The organism is Mesorhizobium sp. Primo-A, from assembly GCF_003997175.1.
GTDB lineage: Bacteria > Pseudomonadota > Alphaproteobacteria > Rhizobiales > Rhizobiaceae > Mesorhizobium > Mesorhizobium ciceri.
The window spans coordinates 15,556-30,253 of sequence record NZ_RZTG01000003.1 but is presented as its reverse complement, the minus strand read 5'-3'; the positions used below and the strand labels follow the sequence as shown (position 1 = coordinate 30,253).

Below are 14,698 nucleotides of genomic sequence, written 5' to 3'. Positions count from 1 at the left end.
CTCCCTCCGGCCACCTCTCCGCATCAAGAGCAATAACCCTCGCTCTTGCCCACAGCGGATAGTCGTTATTCGCGTTCGCCGGTGAAATTCAGCAGCAGCTGGAAGATGTTGATGAAGTTCAGATAGAGCGAGAAGGCGCCGAAGACGGCAAGTTTCTGGCGCGATTCCGCGTCGAAATTCTCGGCATACTGTTCCTTGATCGTCTGCGTGTCCCAGGCGGTCAGGCCGATGAACACGGCGATGCCGATCACCGAGATGGCGAACTGCAGCGCGGTCGAGCCGAGGAAGATGTTGACGATGCTGGCGATCACCACGCCGATCAGGCCCATGATCAGGAACGACGAGAACTGGGTCAGGTCGCGCTTTGTCGTGTAGCCGTACAGGCTGGTGGCGCCGAACATGGTGGCTGCGATGAAGAAGGTGCGCGCGATGCTGGTTCCGGTGAACACCAGAAACACGGAGGCGAGCGAGAGGCCCATGACCGCGCAGAAGGCCCAGAACATCGCCTGGGCATTCGCCGCGGACATGGTCTGCATCTTGAACGAGAACAGCATGACGAAGGCGAGCGGTGCCAGCATCACCACCCATTTCAGCGGGCTGGAGAAGATCGGCACGTAGAGCGCCGGCGTCGATGAGATCATGAAGGCGACGAGGCCGGTGACCACCAGGCCGACACCCATGTAGTTGTAGACGCGCAGCATATGCTGGCGCAGGCCCTCGTCGAAGACGGCTCCGGTTTGGGCGCCGGCGGCGACGCGATATCCCAGATTGGGGGTGTTCATTTGCGTTCTCCTTTGTGGATCGATCAGTAGAGCGTCTTGGCGAGCGTCTCTGCGGCGCGGTCGAGGTCGTGGACCTCGCTTCGTCCGACCACCGCATAAGCCACATCGCCGATCTGGAAATAGGCCGATGAGATGTCGCCCGAGGGCGCGATCGTCGGCTTGACGACGTCGAAGGTTCCAGGCCGGATCGCAAACAGCGACACCAGCCCCATGTCTTTCGTCTCGACCGCCATCTCGACGCTCGGACCAAAGCGGGACGGATAGATCTGCACGTCGCGGACCTTCCAATCCTTGGGCAGCGACGGCATGACGATGGCGGTCGCGGCGCGAATCTCGCCGGCGTTGTAGTTGGGCGCCTCGGGCTGCGACGGCATGCTCTCGCGCACCAGCGTGGTCCTGTGGGCCCGCACTGCGTCGTCGACATAGGCGGGCGGCTGCGGCGAGGCGACGACCTTGGTCACCGACATCGGCCCGATGATACCGTTCGCCAGCCACCCGGCGGCGACGAAGACAGCAACCACCGCGGCGCGCTGCAGCACACCGAAGATGCGGCCGCGGGCAAGCCCCCTCTCCAGCCGCCGCGCGGCATCGGCGGTCGCGGGCCGTGCCATACCTTTGGAGCCGGCAAGCGCCACGCGCAGTTCATCGCGGGTCCTGAGATCCGACATCACGCGCGCCGCCGCCTCCGGGCGAGCGGACAAGAATGCCTCCACCTCGATGCGGCGGGTGACGTCGATCTGGTCGTCGACATAGGCGTCGAGGTCGATATCCGTCACGGGATCGACAGTTGCGGTCATGAAGGGCCTCCAACGATCCTGAGGTGGTTTTTTGCCTTCGCCGGCTCCTCCATCTCGCGCAGCGCGGCGCGCGCCCTGCCGATGCGCGACATCAGCGTGCCGAGCGGCACGCCGCTGGCATCGGCGGCCTGCTGATAGGAGAGGCCTTCGATAGCGACGAGGTGCAGCGCTGAACGCTGTTCTTCCGGCAGGCTGAAAAAAGCCTGGCGCACCTGCGCCAGGCGCACCGAATGTTCCTGTGGTGCCGGCGTGCTGCCGTCGGCCAGGTATCCAGCCTGTTCGACGCGCGACGCCTCGGACTTGCGGGCCCGCATCCTGTCGATGAAGGTGTTGTGGACGATCGACAGCAGCCACGCGCGCAGGTTTCCGCCGGAGCGGAAGGTGCTGCGCCGCTCATAAGCGCGCACCAGCGCGTCATGGACAAGGTCCTCGGCGTCGGTGCTGTCGCGCGTCAGCGAGCGCGCATAGCGGCGCAGCGAACCGAGCTGTCCTATGATGTCAAAGCGTGGCATCGGCGGTTTCATGTCCTGTTTACGGAACATGTGGGGATTTTAATCCCTGCCCTGCCAATTTTTTCCTTTGGAGGACATCGTTCGAATGCAACGATTGATGCCGGCATCAATCTTATCATCGGCATCGCCACGATGTGCCATGCCCGGTGGATCGTGCCTACTTCACACGCCTCTTCTCCAGCTTCCGCGCCAGCGTCCGGCGGTGCATGCCCAGCCGTCGTGCCGTCTCGGAAATGTTGAAGTCGGCCTCCACCAGCGTCTCGTGGATGCGCTCCCATTCGAGGTTCTTTATCGAGGTTGGCCGCTCGGCGAGCGGCACCGAAGCATTGCCCTCGACCTGGCCGAAAGCCGCTTCTATGTCGTCTGTATTGGCGGGCTTGGCGAGATACTGGCAGGCGCCGAGCTTGATCGCCTCGACAGCGGTGGCGATGCTGGCAAAGCCGGTCAACACGACGATCCGCATTTCAGGATCGTGTTCGTGCAGCGCCCTGACGCACTCAAGGCCCGAGCCGCTGGCAAGCTTGAGATCGACGACGGCATATTGGAAGGCAACGGTGCCGATCAGCGCCTGCACGCCGTCGACGCTCCGGCAGCTATGCGTTTCGTAATCACGCCGTTCGAAAGACCGGCGCAGTGCGTTGGCAAAGGCGATGTCGTCCTCGACGATCAGCAGCGTGCGTTCAGTCGGCATTGTGCCCTCGCGGAGACAGAGCAGCCAGCGGCAGATGCAACGTAACCGAAGCTCCCCCCTCGGTTCTGTTTCTTACAGTGACGCTACCCCCCAGCTTGCGGATGACATTGACGACCAGAAACAGGCCGAGCCCGCTACCTGGCCGGTTCTTGGTCGACGTGTAGGGCTTGCCGAATTCAGCAAGCATGGCTTCTTCAAATCCCGGTCCCGCGTCGACAACTTCGATGATGAGATCGTCCGCGTGGCGGCTGACGATCAAACCGACCCATAGAGGCGACGCTTCAAGTGCGTTGTCCAGTACATTGAACATCACCTGTTTGAGCGCGGGATCGGAGACGATCTCCTGGTTGGCGCCGAAACGCCTGGTGTATTCGAAACCTTGCGGCAGCCGTGTCGACTTCCATTCGGCCACCAGCTCCGCCAGAAAGGCATCGACGGAGGTGCGAACCGTGCCTTCGCCGCGCAATTCGCCCGACGACATCAGGATTCCCGAAACGATCTTCTTGCAACGGTCCAACTGGCCCTGCATCTCCCGGATTTCCTGCGCCAGATCCGGATCGGCCTCGAGAACCGGCATGCGCTGCCAGTCGTTGAGGATGACGGAAAGCGTAGCCAGCGGCGTGCCGAGCTCATGCGCGGCGCCAGAGGCGAGCAGGCCCATCCTGACGATGTGAGCCTCCTCCGCCGATTGCTGGCGCAAATCCGCAAGATGAGCGTCGCGGGTGCGAATGTTGTTCTGGACCCTGGTGATGAACAGCACCAGAAGCGTTGCCGCCAGGACGAAACAGATGAACATGCCCTGAATGTGCAGGCTGAACAGCCCGGCACCGTGTGCGGCGGGCAGGCTGATCTCACGGTAGAAGGTGGTCAGCGCGATGAAGCACGTGCTTGCAATGAGGACAAGCGCCCAGACCGACCATGTCTCCAGCAGTACCGCGCCCAGGATGACCTGGAGCAGGTAAAGCGAAATGAAGGGATTGGACGCGCCGCCGCTCAGGTAAAGCTGGACCGTCAACGCGGTGACGTCGAGCAGCAGTCCAAGAAACAGCTCGGTGTTGGTGATCGCGTCCTGGCTGCTGTGCCGGCGCAGGCTGGCGACGTTGAGAGCGATCAGCAGCAGGATCACCACTGCCATCGGCACCAGCGGCAGCCCGATGCCAAGCGCGTAGCGGACGAACAGGATCGTCACGATCTGACCGCCGACCGCGATCCAGCGCAGTTGGATCAGAAGCAGAAAATTCTGCTTGTTGGTCTTGTCGTGCAGCGTCATTGGGCCGGGAGGTCCCCAGCCCTGGCCAAGCAGGTCACTCAAGCGGGAGTCCGATCCAGGCGCTGGTTGAGCCGCAGCGCCAGCAGCGTGCATAGCGCTCCCGACAGCAGATAGGCGCCTGACGAGATCAGCCCGAAATGGGCGGACAGGAACAGGGCGACAATGGGGGCGAAGCCGGCGCCGAACAGCCAGGCGAGATCCGAGGTCAGCGCAGCACCTGTATAGCGGTAGTTCTTTGAAAAATTCGAGGCGAGTGCTCCCGAAGACTGGCCGAACGACAGGCCGAGCAGGACGAAGCCCAACACCATGAAGACGGACTCTCCGACGAAGCCGCCATCGAGCAGCTGTGGCGCGAAACCGCTGAACACGGCAATGGCCACCGCCGAGCCTCCAAGCAAGGGCCAGCGCCCGACCCGGTCGGCAACGACGCCCGAGATCGCGATTGCCGCCAGGCCGAAGAAGGCTCCGATCGTCTCGATGACCAGGAACCGTGCCGGTCCCTCGCGCGTGAACAGGAAGATCCAGGACAGAGGAAACACCGTCACCATGTGGAACAGGGCGAAGCTCGCCAGCGGCGCGAAAGCGCCGAGCACGACAGTGCGCCCTTCGGCGCGCAACGTCTCGCGGACGGAAGTCGGCTCCAGTTCCTGGCCTTCGAACAGTTTGGTGTATTCCGGCGTCACCACGATGCGCAGCCGCGCGAACAGGGCGACGACGTTGATGGCGAAGGCGACGAAGAACGGGTAGCGCCAACCCCAGCTGAAGAAGTCTTCAGCCGACAGGTTGCCGACGAAATATGCAAACAGGGCACTGGCGACGATGAGCCCGAGTGGCGCGCCCAGCTGCGGGATCATCGCATACCAGCCGCGACGCTTTTCGGGGGCATTCAACGCCAGCAGCGAGGCAAGTCCGTCCCATGTCCCGCCCAGCGCCAGTCCCTGACCGATCCGGAACATGGCCAGCAGCCAGGCCGAAGCCGGGCCGATCTGGTCGTAACCGGGCACGAAGGCGATCGACACGGTCGAGGTCCCCAGCAGGAACAGCGCGATGGTGAGCTTGGCGCTGCGTCCGTAGGCGCGGTCGAGCGCGGTGAAGATCGCCGTCCCGATCGGCCGCGCGATGAAGGCAAGCGCGAAGATGGCGAAGGAGTAGAGCGTGCCGGTCAACGGGTCGGCATATGGAAATACGAGCTTGGGGAAAACGATGACGGAAGCGATCGCGTAGACGAAGAAGTCGAAGAATTCCGACGTCCTGCCGATGATGACGCCAACGGCGATTTCGCCGGGCTTCACCTCATGATGCCGCGCATTGATCCGTCTTGCGTCGGCTTCGATCTTCGAAGTTGGGCTCACAGCATTCTCCGTCGCCCCGCCGCGGTCTCATACGATCGCTTGCCATGTGCGCGGGCCAGATGCTTTGATGACGCCTGCCGCGTCATTGCGGCATTGGACAAATTGTCCAATGCCTTCATCGCCGCGGTACGGTTAGCACTGGGGGGAACAACCGACAGGTCATACATTGAGCCGTCTTCGTACCCTTTTCCTGCTGCCCCTGCTGGCATCGCTCGGCTCCTGCAGCATGGTCGTCCTGAACCCTGCCGGCGACGTCGCCGAGCAGCAGCGCGACCTGCTGATGGTGTCCACGGCACTGATGCTGATCGTCATCATACCGGTGATGGCTCTCACCATATTCTTTGCCTGGCGATACCGCCAGTCCAACCGCGAGGCGCGCTACGAGCCGGATTGGGACCACTCGACCCATCTCGAACTCGTCATTTGGGCTGTGCCGCTTCTGATCATCATCTGCCTGGGCGCGGTGACCTGGATGGGCACCCATCTGCTCGACCCCTATCGTCCGATCGGACGTGTAGCGGCCGGCAAGCCGCTGCCGCCGGACGTGCGCCCGCTTGAGGTCGAAGTCGTCGCGCTCGACTGGAAATGGCTGTTCATCTATCCGGAATACGGCGTCGCCGTGGTCAACGAACTGGCTGCGCCGGTCGACCGGCCGATCAGCTTTCGCATTACCTCCGCATCGGTGATGAACTCCTTCTACATTCCAGCACTGGCCGGCCAGATCTATGCGATGCCGGGTATGGAAACCAGGCTGCACGCTGTCATCAACAAGTCCGGCGACTATGAAGGGTTCTCTGCCAATTACAGCGGCGCCGGCTTCTCGGGAATGCGCTTCGCGTTCCACGGCCTCGAGGATGCCGGTTTCCAGGCATGGATCGCGAAGGCAAAGGACAGCGGCGGCAAGCTCGACCGAAACGGCTATCTTGAGCTCGAACAGCCCAGTGAGAACCAACCCGTGCGCCACTATGCGGCGGTGGATAGCGATCTCTACAAGGCGATCCTCAACATGTGCGTCGAGCCCGGCAAGATGTGCATGAGCGAGATGTCGCAGATCGATGCCAAGGGCGGTCTGGGAATGGCCGGCATCCGCAACACCCTTCCGCTGCTGTATGACAAGTTCGCCCGGCGCGGCACGATATTCGGCCCCGCCCCATCCTATGTCGCCAGCATATGCACGACCGAAGAAGCACTGGCCGCTTCGAAGGCTGATCAATCCGCCACGCCGATGACCTCGACGCCGATAGTCGGCGCTGGTCTGCAACGGCCACTGCCCCTGTCGATCCGACTGCCGTCACCTTCCGCAACCGGCACGCTTCGGTCGCCCTTCAACTCCTGAGGCGCCACGCAAGACATGTTCGACAATCCTGCTCTTCTCAAGGCGATCTTCGGCCGGCTTACGTTCGAGTCGCTGCCGCTGCACGAGCCCATCGTGGTCGCGACCTTCATTGTCGTCGCGCTGGGCGGCATCGCCCTCGTCGGCGCGCTGACCTATTTCAAGCTCTGGGGCTATCTGTGGCGCGAATGGTTCACCAGCGTCGACCACAAGCGCATCGGTGTGATGTACATGGTGCTCGGCATCGTCATGCTGCTGCGCGGCTTCAGCGACGCCATCATGATGCGACTCCAGCAGGCGATGGCCTTCGGCGGTTCGGAAGGCTATCTCAATTCGCATCATTATGACCAGATCTTCACCGCGCACGGCGTCATCATGATCTTCTTCGTGGCGATGCCGCTGGTGACGGGCCTGATGAATTTCGTCGTCCCGCTGCAGATCGGCGCGCGCGACGTGTCGTTTCCGTTCCTCAACAATTTCAGCTTCTGGATGACGGTCGGCGGCGCGGTCATCGTCATGATGTCGCTGTTCGTCGGCGAATTCGCGCGCACCGGCTGGCTCGCCTACCCGCCGCTGTCGGGTATCGGCTACAGTCCCGATGTCGGTGTCGATTATTATATCTGGGCGCTGCAAGTGGCGGGCGTCGGCACGCTGCTGTCGGGCGTGAACCTGGTCTGCACCATCGTCAAGATGCGCGCGCCTGGCATGACCATGATGAGAATGCCGATCTTCACCTGGACCGCGCTCTGCACAAATGTGCTCATCGTCGCCGCCTTCCCGGTGCTGACGGCGGTGCTGGCCCTGCTGGCTCTCGACCGCTATGTCGGCACCAACTTCTTCACGAACGACTTCGGCGGCAATCCGATGATGTACGTGAACCTGATCTGGATCTGGGGCCACCCCGAGGTCTACATCCTGATCCTGCCGGCCTTCGGCATATTTTCCGAAGTGACCTCGGCCTTCTGCGGCAAGCGGCTCTTTGGCTACACCTCGATGGTCTACGCAACCATCGTCATCACCATCCTGTCCTATCTCGTCTGGCTGCATCACTTTTTCACCATGGGGTCGGGAGCGAGCGTCAACTCGTTCTTCGGCATCACCACGATGATCATTTCGATCCCGACAGGCGCCAAGATATTCAACTGGCTGTTCACCATGTACCGCGGCCGCATCCGCTTCGAACTGCCGATGATGTGGACAGTCGCCTTCATGCTGACCTTCACCGTCGGCGGCATGACCGGCGTGCTGCTCGCCGTTCCGCCGGCCGACTTCGTGCTCCACAACAGCCTGTTCCTGGTCGCGCATTTCCACAACGTCATCATCGGCGGCGTGCTGTTCGGCCTGTTTGCCGGTATCAGCTACTGGTTCCCCAAGGCATTCGGCTTCCGGCTCGATCCGTTCTGGGGAAAGATGTCCTTCTGGTTCTGGGTGGTCGGCTTCTGGTTCGCCTTCATGCCGCTGTACATCCTCGGCCTGATGGGCGTAACGCGCCGGCTACGCACCTTCGAGGATCCCTCGCTGCAGATCTGGTTCATCATCGCCGCTTTTGGCGCCTTCCTGATCCTCCTTGGTATCCTGTCCTTCCTCATCCAGATCTTCGTCAGCGTGCGCCGGCGCGAGCAGCTTCGCGACGACACCGGTGATCCGTGGGACGGGCGTACACTCGAATGGGCAACCTCGTCGCCGCCCCCGGCCTACAATTTCGCCTTTACGCCGGTCGTCCACGATCTCGACACCTGGGCGGACATGAAGAATCGCGGTTACCAGCGTCCGTTGACGGGCTTCCACGACATCCACATGCCGCGCAACACCGGAGCCGGCGTCATTCTGGCTGGGTTGAGCGTGGTGCTTGCCGTGGCGCTCATCTGGTACATCTGGTGGCTGGCGATCGTGAGCTTCGTTGCTCTGATCGGCTACGCCATCGCGCATACCTTCAATTACGACCGGGACTTCCACATTCCGTCCAGCGACGTCACCCGCGTCGAGGACGAGCGGACACGCCTGCTCGCAGCCACCAGCCAGGCGGGATGAGCACCATGGCACACGCCGACACGGTGATCGACGACACGATCTTCCACCTGGAAGACGACCACGGCCATGCCGAGAGCGGCAGCAGCACCATGCTCGGCTTCTGGATCTACCTGATGAGCGACTGCCTCATCTTTGCGATGCTGTTTGCAGTCTACGGCGTGCTCGGTGGCAACTACGCCGCCGGGCCCGCGCCGAAGGACCTGTTCGATCTTCCGCTGGTCGCGCTCAACACCACCATGCTGCTCCTGTCCTCCATCACCTACGGCTTCGCGATGCTGGAGATGGCGAAAGGGCGAGTGAGGCCGATGCAGGTGTGGCTGGTGATCACCGGCCTGTTCGGCCTCGCCTTTCTCGGCATCGAACTCTACGAATTCGCCCATTTCATCCACGAGGGGGCGACGCCGCAGCGCAGCGGCTTTCTTTCGTCGTTCTTCACGCTGGTCGGAACGCATGGCCTGCACGTCACCTTCGGCCTGGTCTGGCTGGTGGTGCTGATGGTGCAGGTCTCCAGGCATGGGCTGATCGCCGCGAACCAGCGGCGCCTGATGTGCCTGAGCATGTTCTGGCACTTCCTCGACGTCATCTGGATCGGCGTCTTCACCTTCGTTTATCTGATGGGAATGTTGCGATGAGCGCCGGGCACCAAACAGACACCAGCAACCACAGCCACGCGCATCACGGCGTCAATCACGGCTCGCTGGCCGGCTATCTGACAGGCTTCGGCCTGTCCGTCGTGCTGACCGCCGTTCCCTTCTGGCTGGTCATGACCAACGCGCTCGGCAATCAGATGGCGTCGGCGATTGCCATCATGGCCTTCGCCGTCGTGCAAATCATCGTCCACATGGTGTTCTTCCTGCATATGAACACCAGGTCGGAGAGCGGCTGGACCATGATGGCGCTGATCTTCACCCTCATCCTGGTGATGATCGCGCTGACGGGCTCGCTCTGGGTCATGTACCATCTGAACGTCAACATGATGCCCGGCCATGACATGAGTCAGATACCCTGAGAGAGGGACCTGGCTTTGGACGAACAGGCGCGGACGACACCGCATCCGAATACAGGCGACGGCCAAAGGGTTACGCGTTCGAGATGGACGCTATTGATGCTTTGCCTTTGCGGAGCCATCGGCATCGCAGGGTTCTCGGCGCTCGGTATCTGGCAGCTGGAGCGCCGCGTCTGGAAGCTCGACCTGATCGAGCGTGTCGACCAGCGTCTCAAGGCAGTACCCGTGGCCGCCCCGGCGCCTTCGGCCTGGCCAGCGATCAACGCCAGGGATGACGAGTATCGCCGCCTCGTCGTCACGGGCCGGTTTCTCGGTGATCGCGAGACCCTGGTCCAGGCGGTCACCGATCTCGGCGGTGGCTTCTGGGTAATGGCGCCGTTCCGAGCGGATGATGGCTTCACGATTCTGGTGAACAGGGGCTTCGTGCCGACGGACAAGCGCGATCCGGCAACCCGCTTCGCAGGCAAGCCCTCGGGCGATCACACCGGAATTCATGGCCTGTTGCGCATCAGCGAACCGAAAGGCGGCTTCCTGCGCACCAACGATCCGGCTGCCAACCGCTGGTATTCGCGCGATGTACAGGCGATCGCCGCCAAGCAAGGCATCGGGCAGGTCGCTCCTTATTTCATCGATGCCGATGCCACGCCCAATCCGGGAGGGTGGCCGGTCGGCGGCCTGACGGTCGTTTCGTTCCACAACAACCATCTGGTCTATGCCCTGACATGGTTCGGGCTGGCCTTGATGGTGCTGGGCGCGGTCGCCTGGCTGTTGCGGCAGGCTGTGAAAGACAGGCCCGGCGGGGGCTGACCGCTGACCGCTGGCCGAGGCAAAGCCGAAATTACGCACGGAAGCGCTCATGCCGGCGCAGAGGATGGCGTGATCGCTCTGCTCGTGCCGGCTGGTCATTTCCGACGCGCATCAATAGGTTTCCCTTCAAACCCTCATCCATGAGCGCGCAGGGCAGGCTTCCCAGCCGTCTCGGGCTGGAGCACCTAGCTAAAACCGCTGGCGAAACGCGACCGATTTGCGTATCACTCCGCCGCCATTGGAGCCCTATCGATGTTTGAGACCCTGCAGCCCGCCCCCGCCGACAAGATCCTGGCCCTGATCGGCCTTTATCGCGCCGATCCGCGCCCCGACAAAGTCGATCTCGGCGTCGGCGTCTACAAGGATCGCGACGGCAAGACGCCGGTTATGCGCGCCGTGCGCGAGGCGGAAAAGCGCCTGCTGCAGGCCCAGGACACCAAGACCTATCTCGGCCTTGCCGGCGATACCGGCTTCAACACGGTGATGGCCAAGCTCGCCTTCGGTCCGGGCGCTGACATGACGCGCATCCGCGCCGCACAGGCGCCCGGCGGCTCCGGCGCGCTGCGGCTGGTGGCGGAATTGCTGAAGCGGACGCGTTCGGACGCAACCATCTGGCTGTCGGACCCGACCTGGCCGAACCACATGCCGGTGATGCGCGCCGCCGGCCTGCAGATCCGTGAATACCCGTATTTCGACGCCGCGTCGGGTGCTGTTCGCTTCGACGACATGCTGGCGGCCCTGCGGACCGCAAAGAGCGGCGACGTCGTGCTGCTGCATGGCTGCTGCCACAACCCAACCGGCGCCAATCTGGATGCGGCACAGTGGGCAGCCGTTACCGATCTGGTCGTCGAGCGCGCGCTGCTGCCGTTCGTCGACATCGCTTATCAGGGCTTTGGCGATGGCCTTGAGGCCGACGCCCTCGGCTTGCGCCTGCTGGCGGCGAAAGTTCCGGAAATGGTCGTCGCGTCGAGCTGCTCGAAGAATTTCGCCGTCTACCGCGACCGCGTCGGCGCAGCAATGATCCTGGCCAAGGACGGCGCACAGGCAGATGTGGCGATGAGCCAGATGCTGTCGGCGGCGCGCGCCATGTATTCGATGCCGCCGGACCACGGGGCAGCAGCCGTACGCATCGTGCTGGAGGACGCCGCCTTGCGTGCAGACTGGGAAGCCGAACTTGAAGAGATGCGGCTGCGCATGCTGAGACTCCGTGTCCAGTTCTCCGAAGCCCTGCGCCGGCAATCCAATTCCGACCGCTTCGATTTCGTCGCCAGCCATCGCGGCATGTTCTCCCGCCTTGGCCTCACCGAAGCGCAAGTCGAACGGCTGCGCGCCGAGCACGGCGTCTACATGGTCGGCGACAGCCGCATCAATGTCGCCGGCCTGCCCGAGGACGGCATGGACGACCTCGCCAAAGCGATCGTCTCGGTGCTCGACTGACGTGGCTCGCCTGTGGACAAGGCACTCTCGCCGGCTGACAGCGTTGGCCGCGCGGCCGGCCGCGCGATAGCATCAGCCCTATGACGCCATCGAAAGACATTTCGCGCCTGATCGAGATCATGGCGGCGCTGCGGGCGCCGAAGACCGGCTGTCCCTGGGATATCGAACAGGATTTCTCGACCATCGCGCCCTACACGATCGAAGAGGCCTATGAGGTCGCGGATGCCATCGCGCGCGGCGACCTCGACGATCTGCGCGACGAACTCGGCGATCTGCTGCTGCAGGTCGTCTACCACGCGCAAATGGCCGAGGAGGCCGGCGAGTTTGCCTTCCCCGATGTGGTGCAAGCCATCACGACGAAAATGATCCGACGCCATCCGCATGTCTTCGGCGACGAAAAGGCCCGCAGCGCCGGCATGGCCAAGGGCATGTGGGAAAAGATCAAGGCAGAAGAGAAGGCAGAGAAACGAAGCGCCCGCCTCGCGCGCGGTCTCGATCCCGAAGACAATGGCAAGGGGTTTCTGGATAGCGTGCCGGTCGCCCTGCCCGCGCTGACCCGGGCGCTGAAACTTCAGGAGAAGGCCGCCCGCGTCGGCTTCGACTGGAGCGAGGCAGCACCCATCCTCGACAAGATCGAGGAAGAGATCGGCGAATTGCGCGAGGCGCTGGCCAAGGGCGACACCGCCTCGATCAAGGACGAGTTCTGCGACATGCTGTTTGCCGTCGTCAATCTCGGTCGCCACCTCAAGCTCGATTCGGAAGCAGCGCTGAGCGGCACCAACGAGAAATTCCGCTCACGTTTCCATTATGTCGAGCAGGCTTTGGAGAAAGCCGGCAACACGCTGGACAAGGCTGATCTGGCCGAGATGGAAGCGCTCTGGCAGGAAGCAAAGACCGCGAAGTAGTCTCTCTTTTCGGGCAACTCCCGACGGAAACCGCTATACACTTTTCCTGGAACTGCTCCGGATTATCCGTTGTTTTTACGACGCAATCTGTTTTCGATCTCTTCGCGCGCGCTTTGCGTGGCCTTCAGCGAGATGGTGGCGCTGCCGTCGTCATTGTCGCTTCGCGAAACCACATCGCCATTGCGGTAAAGCCAGTCGACAAGGCCGAACTGTGCCGGCTCGATCGTCACGGTGAGGTCTTCGAGTTCGCCCGCCATCCGCGTTTCGATGATCGCCTTCAGCGCATCGATGCCCTCGCCGGTCACCGCCGACACCGCAATCGGCGGCGCCTTGTTGGCATCGGCGCCGTCTGCAAGCAGCCGGGTCCGGTTGCCTTCGTCGAGCCGGTCGATCTTGTTCCACACTTCGATCACCCGCTTGGCATCACCAGCGTCAACGCCAAGATCTGCAAGGATACGCTCGACATCCTCGGCCTGGGCGGCCGTGTCCGGATCGGAAATGTCGCGCAGATGAAGCACGAGGTCGGCCTCGACCACCTCTTCCAGGGTGGCGCGGAAAGCCGCGATCAGATGTGTCGGCAGGTCCGAAATGAAGCCGACCGTGTCGGAGAGGATGATCGGCGTGCCATGTGGCAGGCGCACGCGGCGCAGCGTCGGGTCGAGCGTGGCGAACAGCATGTCCTGTGCCAGCACATCCGCCCCGGTCAGCCGGTTGAACAGCGTCGACTTGCCGGCATTGGTGTAGCCGACGATCGCCACCACCGGGAACGGCACCTTCCTGCGCTTGGCGCGGTGCAGGTCGCGCGTGCGCCGCACCGTTTCCAGCTCCTGCTTCAGCTTGATGATCTTTTCCTGCAACTGCCGCCGGTCGGATTCGATCTGTGTTTCGCCGGGGCCCCCAAGGAATCCGGCGCCGCCGCGCTGACGCTCCAAATGGGTCCAGCTACGCACGAGGCGGCCCTTCTGGTAGTTGAGATGGGCGAGCTCGACCTGCAGCGTGCCTTCCTTGGTGCGTGCACGCTCGCCGAATATCTCGAGGATCAGCCCGGTGCGGTCCAGCACCTTGGCGTTCAGCTCTTTCTCGAGATTGCGTTGCTGCACAGGGGTCAGCGGATGGTCGACGACGACCACTTCCGCATGTCCCTCTTTGACGATTTCCGCGAACTCGGCGACCTTGCCGCTGCCGAGCAGCGTCGCCGGGCGCGGATCGTTGACGGTCACCACCGCGGTGTGAATCAGATCAAGGTTGATGGCGCGGGCAAGGCCAACGGCCTCGTCGTGACGCGCATCAGCCGAACGCATCAGCCGCGGGCGGTTGGTCTCGTCGTCGTTGCGCTGGTGGCGGGTAAGGACGGGCACAATGACCACGGCCCGGGTCGGGCCCTTGGCCTCAGTCCTGGGGTGATGCGCTGGTTTCCCGCGAACGGTGGCGTCCGCGTCTTTCTCACGTGCCAATCAGGCGCCCTGGCTTTCCTCGCCATCGAACATCTGAACCGGCTGGCTCGGCATGATCGTGGAAATGGCGTGCTTGTAGACGAGCTGGGAGTGACCATCGCGGCGCAGCAGGACACAGAAATTGTCGAACGAAGTGACCACGCCGGTCAGCTTCACGCCGTTGATGAGGAAGATGGTGAGCGGGTTCTTGCTCTTGCGAACTGAATTCAGGAACAGGTCCTGAAGGTTTTGCGATCGTTCCGCCATTGTTCTTGTCTTTCGCCGATCCCCTTCGGTTTGCAAGCCAATGCGCCAAATTAACGGGCGCATGTCAAGCTCGCA

15 protein-coding genes are annotated in these 14,698 nt (G+C 62.7%); 7 read left to right on the top strand and 8 right to left on the bottom strand.

What is annotated here, in order from left to right:
• Positions 1 to 65: 65 nt before the first annotated feature.
• The 6 genes from EOC83_RS05495 to EOC83_RS05470 form a co-directional block, all read right to left on the bottom strand.
• On the bottom strand, positions 66 to 782 hold the full coding sequence (locus tag EOC83_RS05495) for a Bax inhibitor-1/YccA family protein (protein ID WP_013531512.1): 717 nt from the start codon (positions 780 to 782) through the stop codon (positions 66 to 68).
• 23 nt (positions 783 to 805) lie between these two features.
• Positions 806 to 1,579, bottom strand: a complete 774-nt coding sequence (locus tag EOC83_RS05490; protein ID WP_013531511.1) for an anti-sigma factor — start codon at positions 1,577 to 1,579, stop codon at positions 806 to 808.
• Positions 1,576 to 2,091 (bottom strand): sigma-70 family RNA polymerase sigma factor, encoded by a 516-nt coding sequence (locus EOC83_RS05485; protein WP_174299063.1) that lies wholly within the window; start codon positions 2,089 to 2,091, stop codon positions 1,576 to 1,578. Before EOC83_RS05485 ends, EOC83_RS05490 begins: the two co-directional genes overlap by 4 nt.
• Positions 2,092 to 2,248: 157 nt before the next feature.
• Positions 2,249 to 2,782 (bottom strand): response regulator transcription factor, encoded by a 534-nt coding sequence (locus tag EOC83_RS05480; protein WP_013531509.1) that lies wholly within the window; start codon positions 2,780 to 2,782, stop codon positions 2,249 to 2,251.
• Complete coding sequence (locus tag EOC83_RS05475) at positions 2,772 to 4,094, bottom strand: ATP-binding protein (protein ID WP_013531508.1); 1,323 nt, start codon at positions 4,092 to 4,094, stop codon at positions 2,772 to 2,774. Before EOC83_RS05475 ends, EOC83_RS05480 begins: the two co-directional genes overlap by 11 nt.
• The gene (locus EOC83_RS05470; RefSeq protein ID WP_024505203.1) at positions 4,091 to 5,404 is read right to left on the bottom strand and encodes an MFS transporter; all 1,314 of its coding nucleotides are present in this window, start codon (positions 5,402 to 5,404) and stop codon (positions 4,091 to 4,093) included. The genes EOC83_RS05475 and EOC83_RS05470 overlap by 4 nt, the downstream gene beginning before the upstream one ends.
• A gap of 166 nt (positions 5,405 to 5,570) precedes the next feature.
• Here EOC83_RS05470 and cyoA point away from each other — a divergent pair, with 166 nt between their 5' ends.
• The 7 genes from cyoA to mazG all read left to right on the top strand — a co-directional run bounded on the left by cyoA (position 5,571) and on the right by mazG (position 12,923).
• Complete coding sequence (cyoA, locus tag EOC83_RS05465; protein ID WP_013531506.1) at positions 5,571 to 6,740, top strand: ubiquinol oxidase subunit II; 1,170 nt, start codon at positions 5,571 to 5,573, stop codon at positions 6,738 to 6,740.
• Between the two features lie 15 nt (positions 6,741 to 6,755).
• Positions 6,756 to 8,768, top strand: coding sequence for a cytochrome o ubiquinol oxidase subunit I (cyoB, locus tag EOC83_RS05460; protein ID WP_063168040.1), 2,013 nt, complete (start codon positions 6,756 to 6,758; stop codon positions 8,766 to 8,768).
• A gap of 5 nt (positions 8,769 to 8,773) precedes the next feature.
• On the top strand, positions 8,774 to 9,400 hold the full coding sequence (cyoC, locus tag EOC83_RS05455; RefSeq protein WP_013531504.1) for a cytochrome o ubiquinol oxidase subunit III: 627 nt from the start codon (positions 8,774 to 8,776) through the stop codon (positions 9,398 to 9,400).
• Positions 9,397 to 9,777: a cytochrome o ubiquinol oxidase subunit IV gene (gene cyoD, locus EOC83_RS05450; RefSeq protein ID WP_013531503.1), complete on the top strand. Its 381-nt coding sequence runs from the start codon at positions 9,397 to 9,399 to the stop codon at positions 9,775 to 9,777. Before cyoC ends, cyoD begins: the two co-directional genes overlap by 4 nt.
• Before the next feature lie 96 nt (positions 9,778 to 9,873).
• Positions 9,874 to 10,581 carry an SURF1 family protein gene (locus EOC83_RS05445; protein ID WP_063168041.1) on the top strand — a complete coding sequence of 236 codons (708 nt, stop codon included), beginning with the start codon at positions 9,874 to 9,876 and terminating at the stop codon, positions 10,579 to 10,581.
• Positions 10,582 to 10,833: 252 nt separating this feature from the next.
• Complete coding sequence (locus tag EOC83_RS05440) at positions 10,834 to 12,018, top strand: amino acid aminotransferase (RefSeq protein WP_063168042.1); 1,185 nt, start codon at positions 10,834 to 10,836, stop codon at positions 12,016 to 12,018.
• Between the two features lie 80 nt (positions 12,019 to 12,098).
• Positions 12,099 to 12,923 (top strand): nucleoside triphosphate pyrophosphohydrolase, encoded by an 825-nt coding sequence (mazG, locus tag EOC83_RS05435; RefSeq protein WP_063168043.1) that lies wholly within the window; start codon positions 12,099 to 12,101, stop codon positions 12,921 to 12,923.
• A 62-nt stretch (positions 12,924 to 12,985) separates the two neighbouring features.
• On the opposite strand, the gene hflX is transcribed toward mazG, so the two are convergent.
• Positions 12,986 to 14,377: a GTPase HflX gene (hflX, locus tag EOC83_RS05430; RefSeq protein ID WP_063168044.1), complete on the bottom strand. Its 1,392-nt coding sequence runs from the start codon at positions 14,375 to 14,377 to the stop codon at positions 12,986 to 12,988.
• Positions 14,378 to 14,623 carry an RNA chaperone Hfq gene (gene hfq / locus EOC83_RS05425; RefSeq protein WP_006202172.1) on the bottom strand — a complete coding sequence of 82 codons (246 nt, stop codon included), beginning with the start codon at positions 14,621 to 14,623 and terminating at the stop codon, positions 14,378 to 14,380.
• Positions 14,624 to 14,698: the final 75 nt, after the last annotated feature.

Coding starts and splice junctions, on each gene's coding strand:
- EOC83_RS05480 (WP_013531509.1), bottom strand. CDS start 2,782: ATGCCGACTGAACGCACGCTGCTGATCGTCGAGGACGACATCGCCTTT.
- EOC83_RS05495 (WP_013531512.1), bottom strand. CDS start 782: ATGAACACCCCCAATCTGGGATATCGCGTCGCCGCCGGCGCCCAAACC.
- mazG (WP_063168043.1), top strand. CDS start 12,099: ATGACGCCATCGAAAGACATTTCGCGCCTGATCGAGATCATGGCGGCG.
- EOC83_RS05445 (WP_063168041.1), top strand. CDS start 9,874: ATGCTTTGCCTTTGCGGAGCCATCGGCATCGCAGGGTTCTCGGCGCTC.
- cyoD (WP_013531503.1), top strand. CDS start 9,397: ATGAGCGCCGGGCACCAAACAGACACCAGCAACCACAGCCACGCGCAT.
- cyoC (WP_013531504.1), top strand. CDS start 8,774: ATGGCACACGCCGACACGGTGATCGACGACACGATCTTCCACCTGGAA.
- EOC83_RS05485 (WP_174299063.1), bottom strand. CDS start 2,091: ATGCCACGCTTTGACATCATAGGACAGCTCGGTTCGCTGCGCCGCTAT.
- cyoB (WP_063168040.1), top strand. CDS start 6,756: ATGTTCGACAATCCTGCTCTTCTCAAGGCGATCTTCGGCCGGCTTACG.
- EOC83_RS05440 (WP_063168042.1), top strand. CDS start 10,834: ATGTTTGAGACCCTGCAGCCCGCCCCCGCCGACAAGATCCTGGCCCTG.
- EOC83_RS05490 (WP_013531511.1), bottom strand. CDS start 1,579: ATGACCGCAACTGTCGATCCCGTGACGGATATCGACCTCGACGCCTAT.
- hfq (WP_006202172.1), bottom strand. CDS start 14,623: ATGGCGGAACGATCGCAAAACCTTCAGGACCTGTTCCTGAATTCAGTT.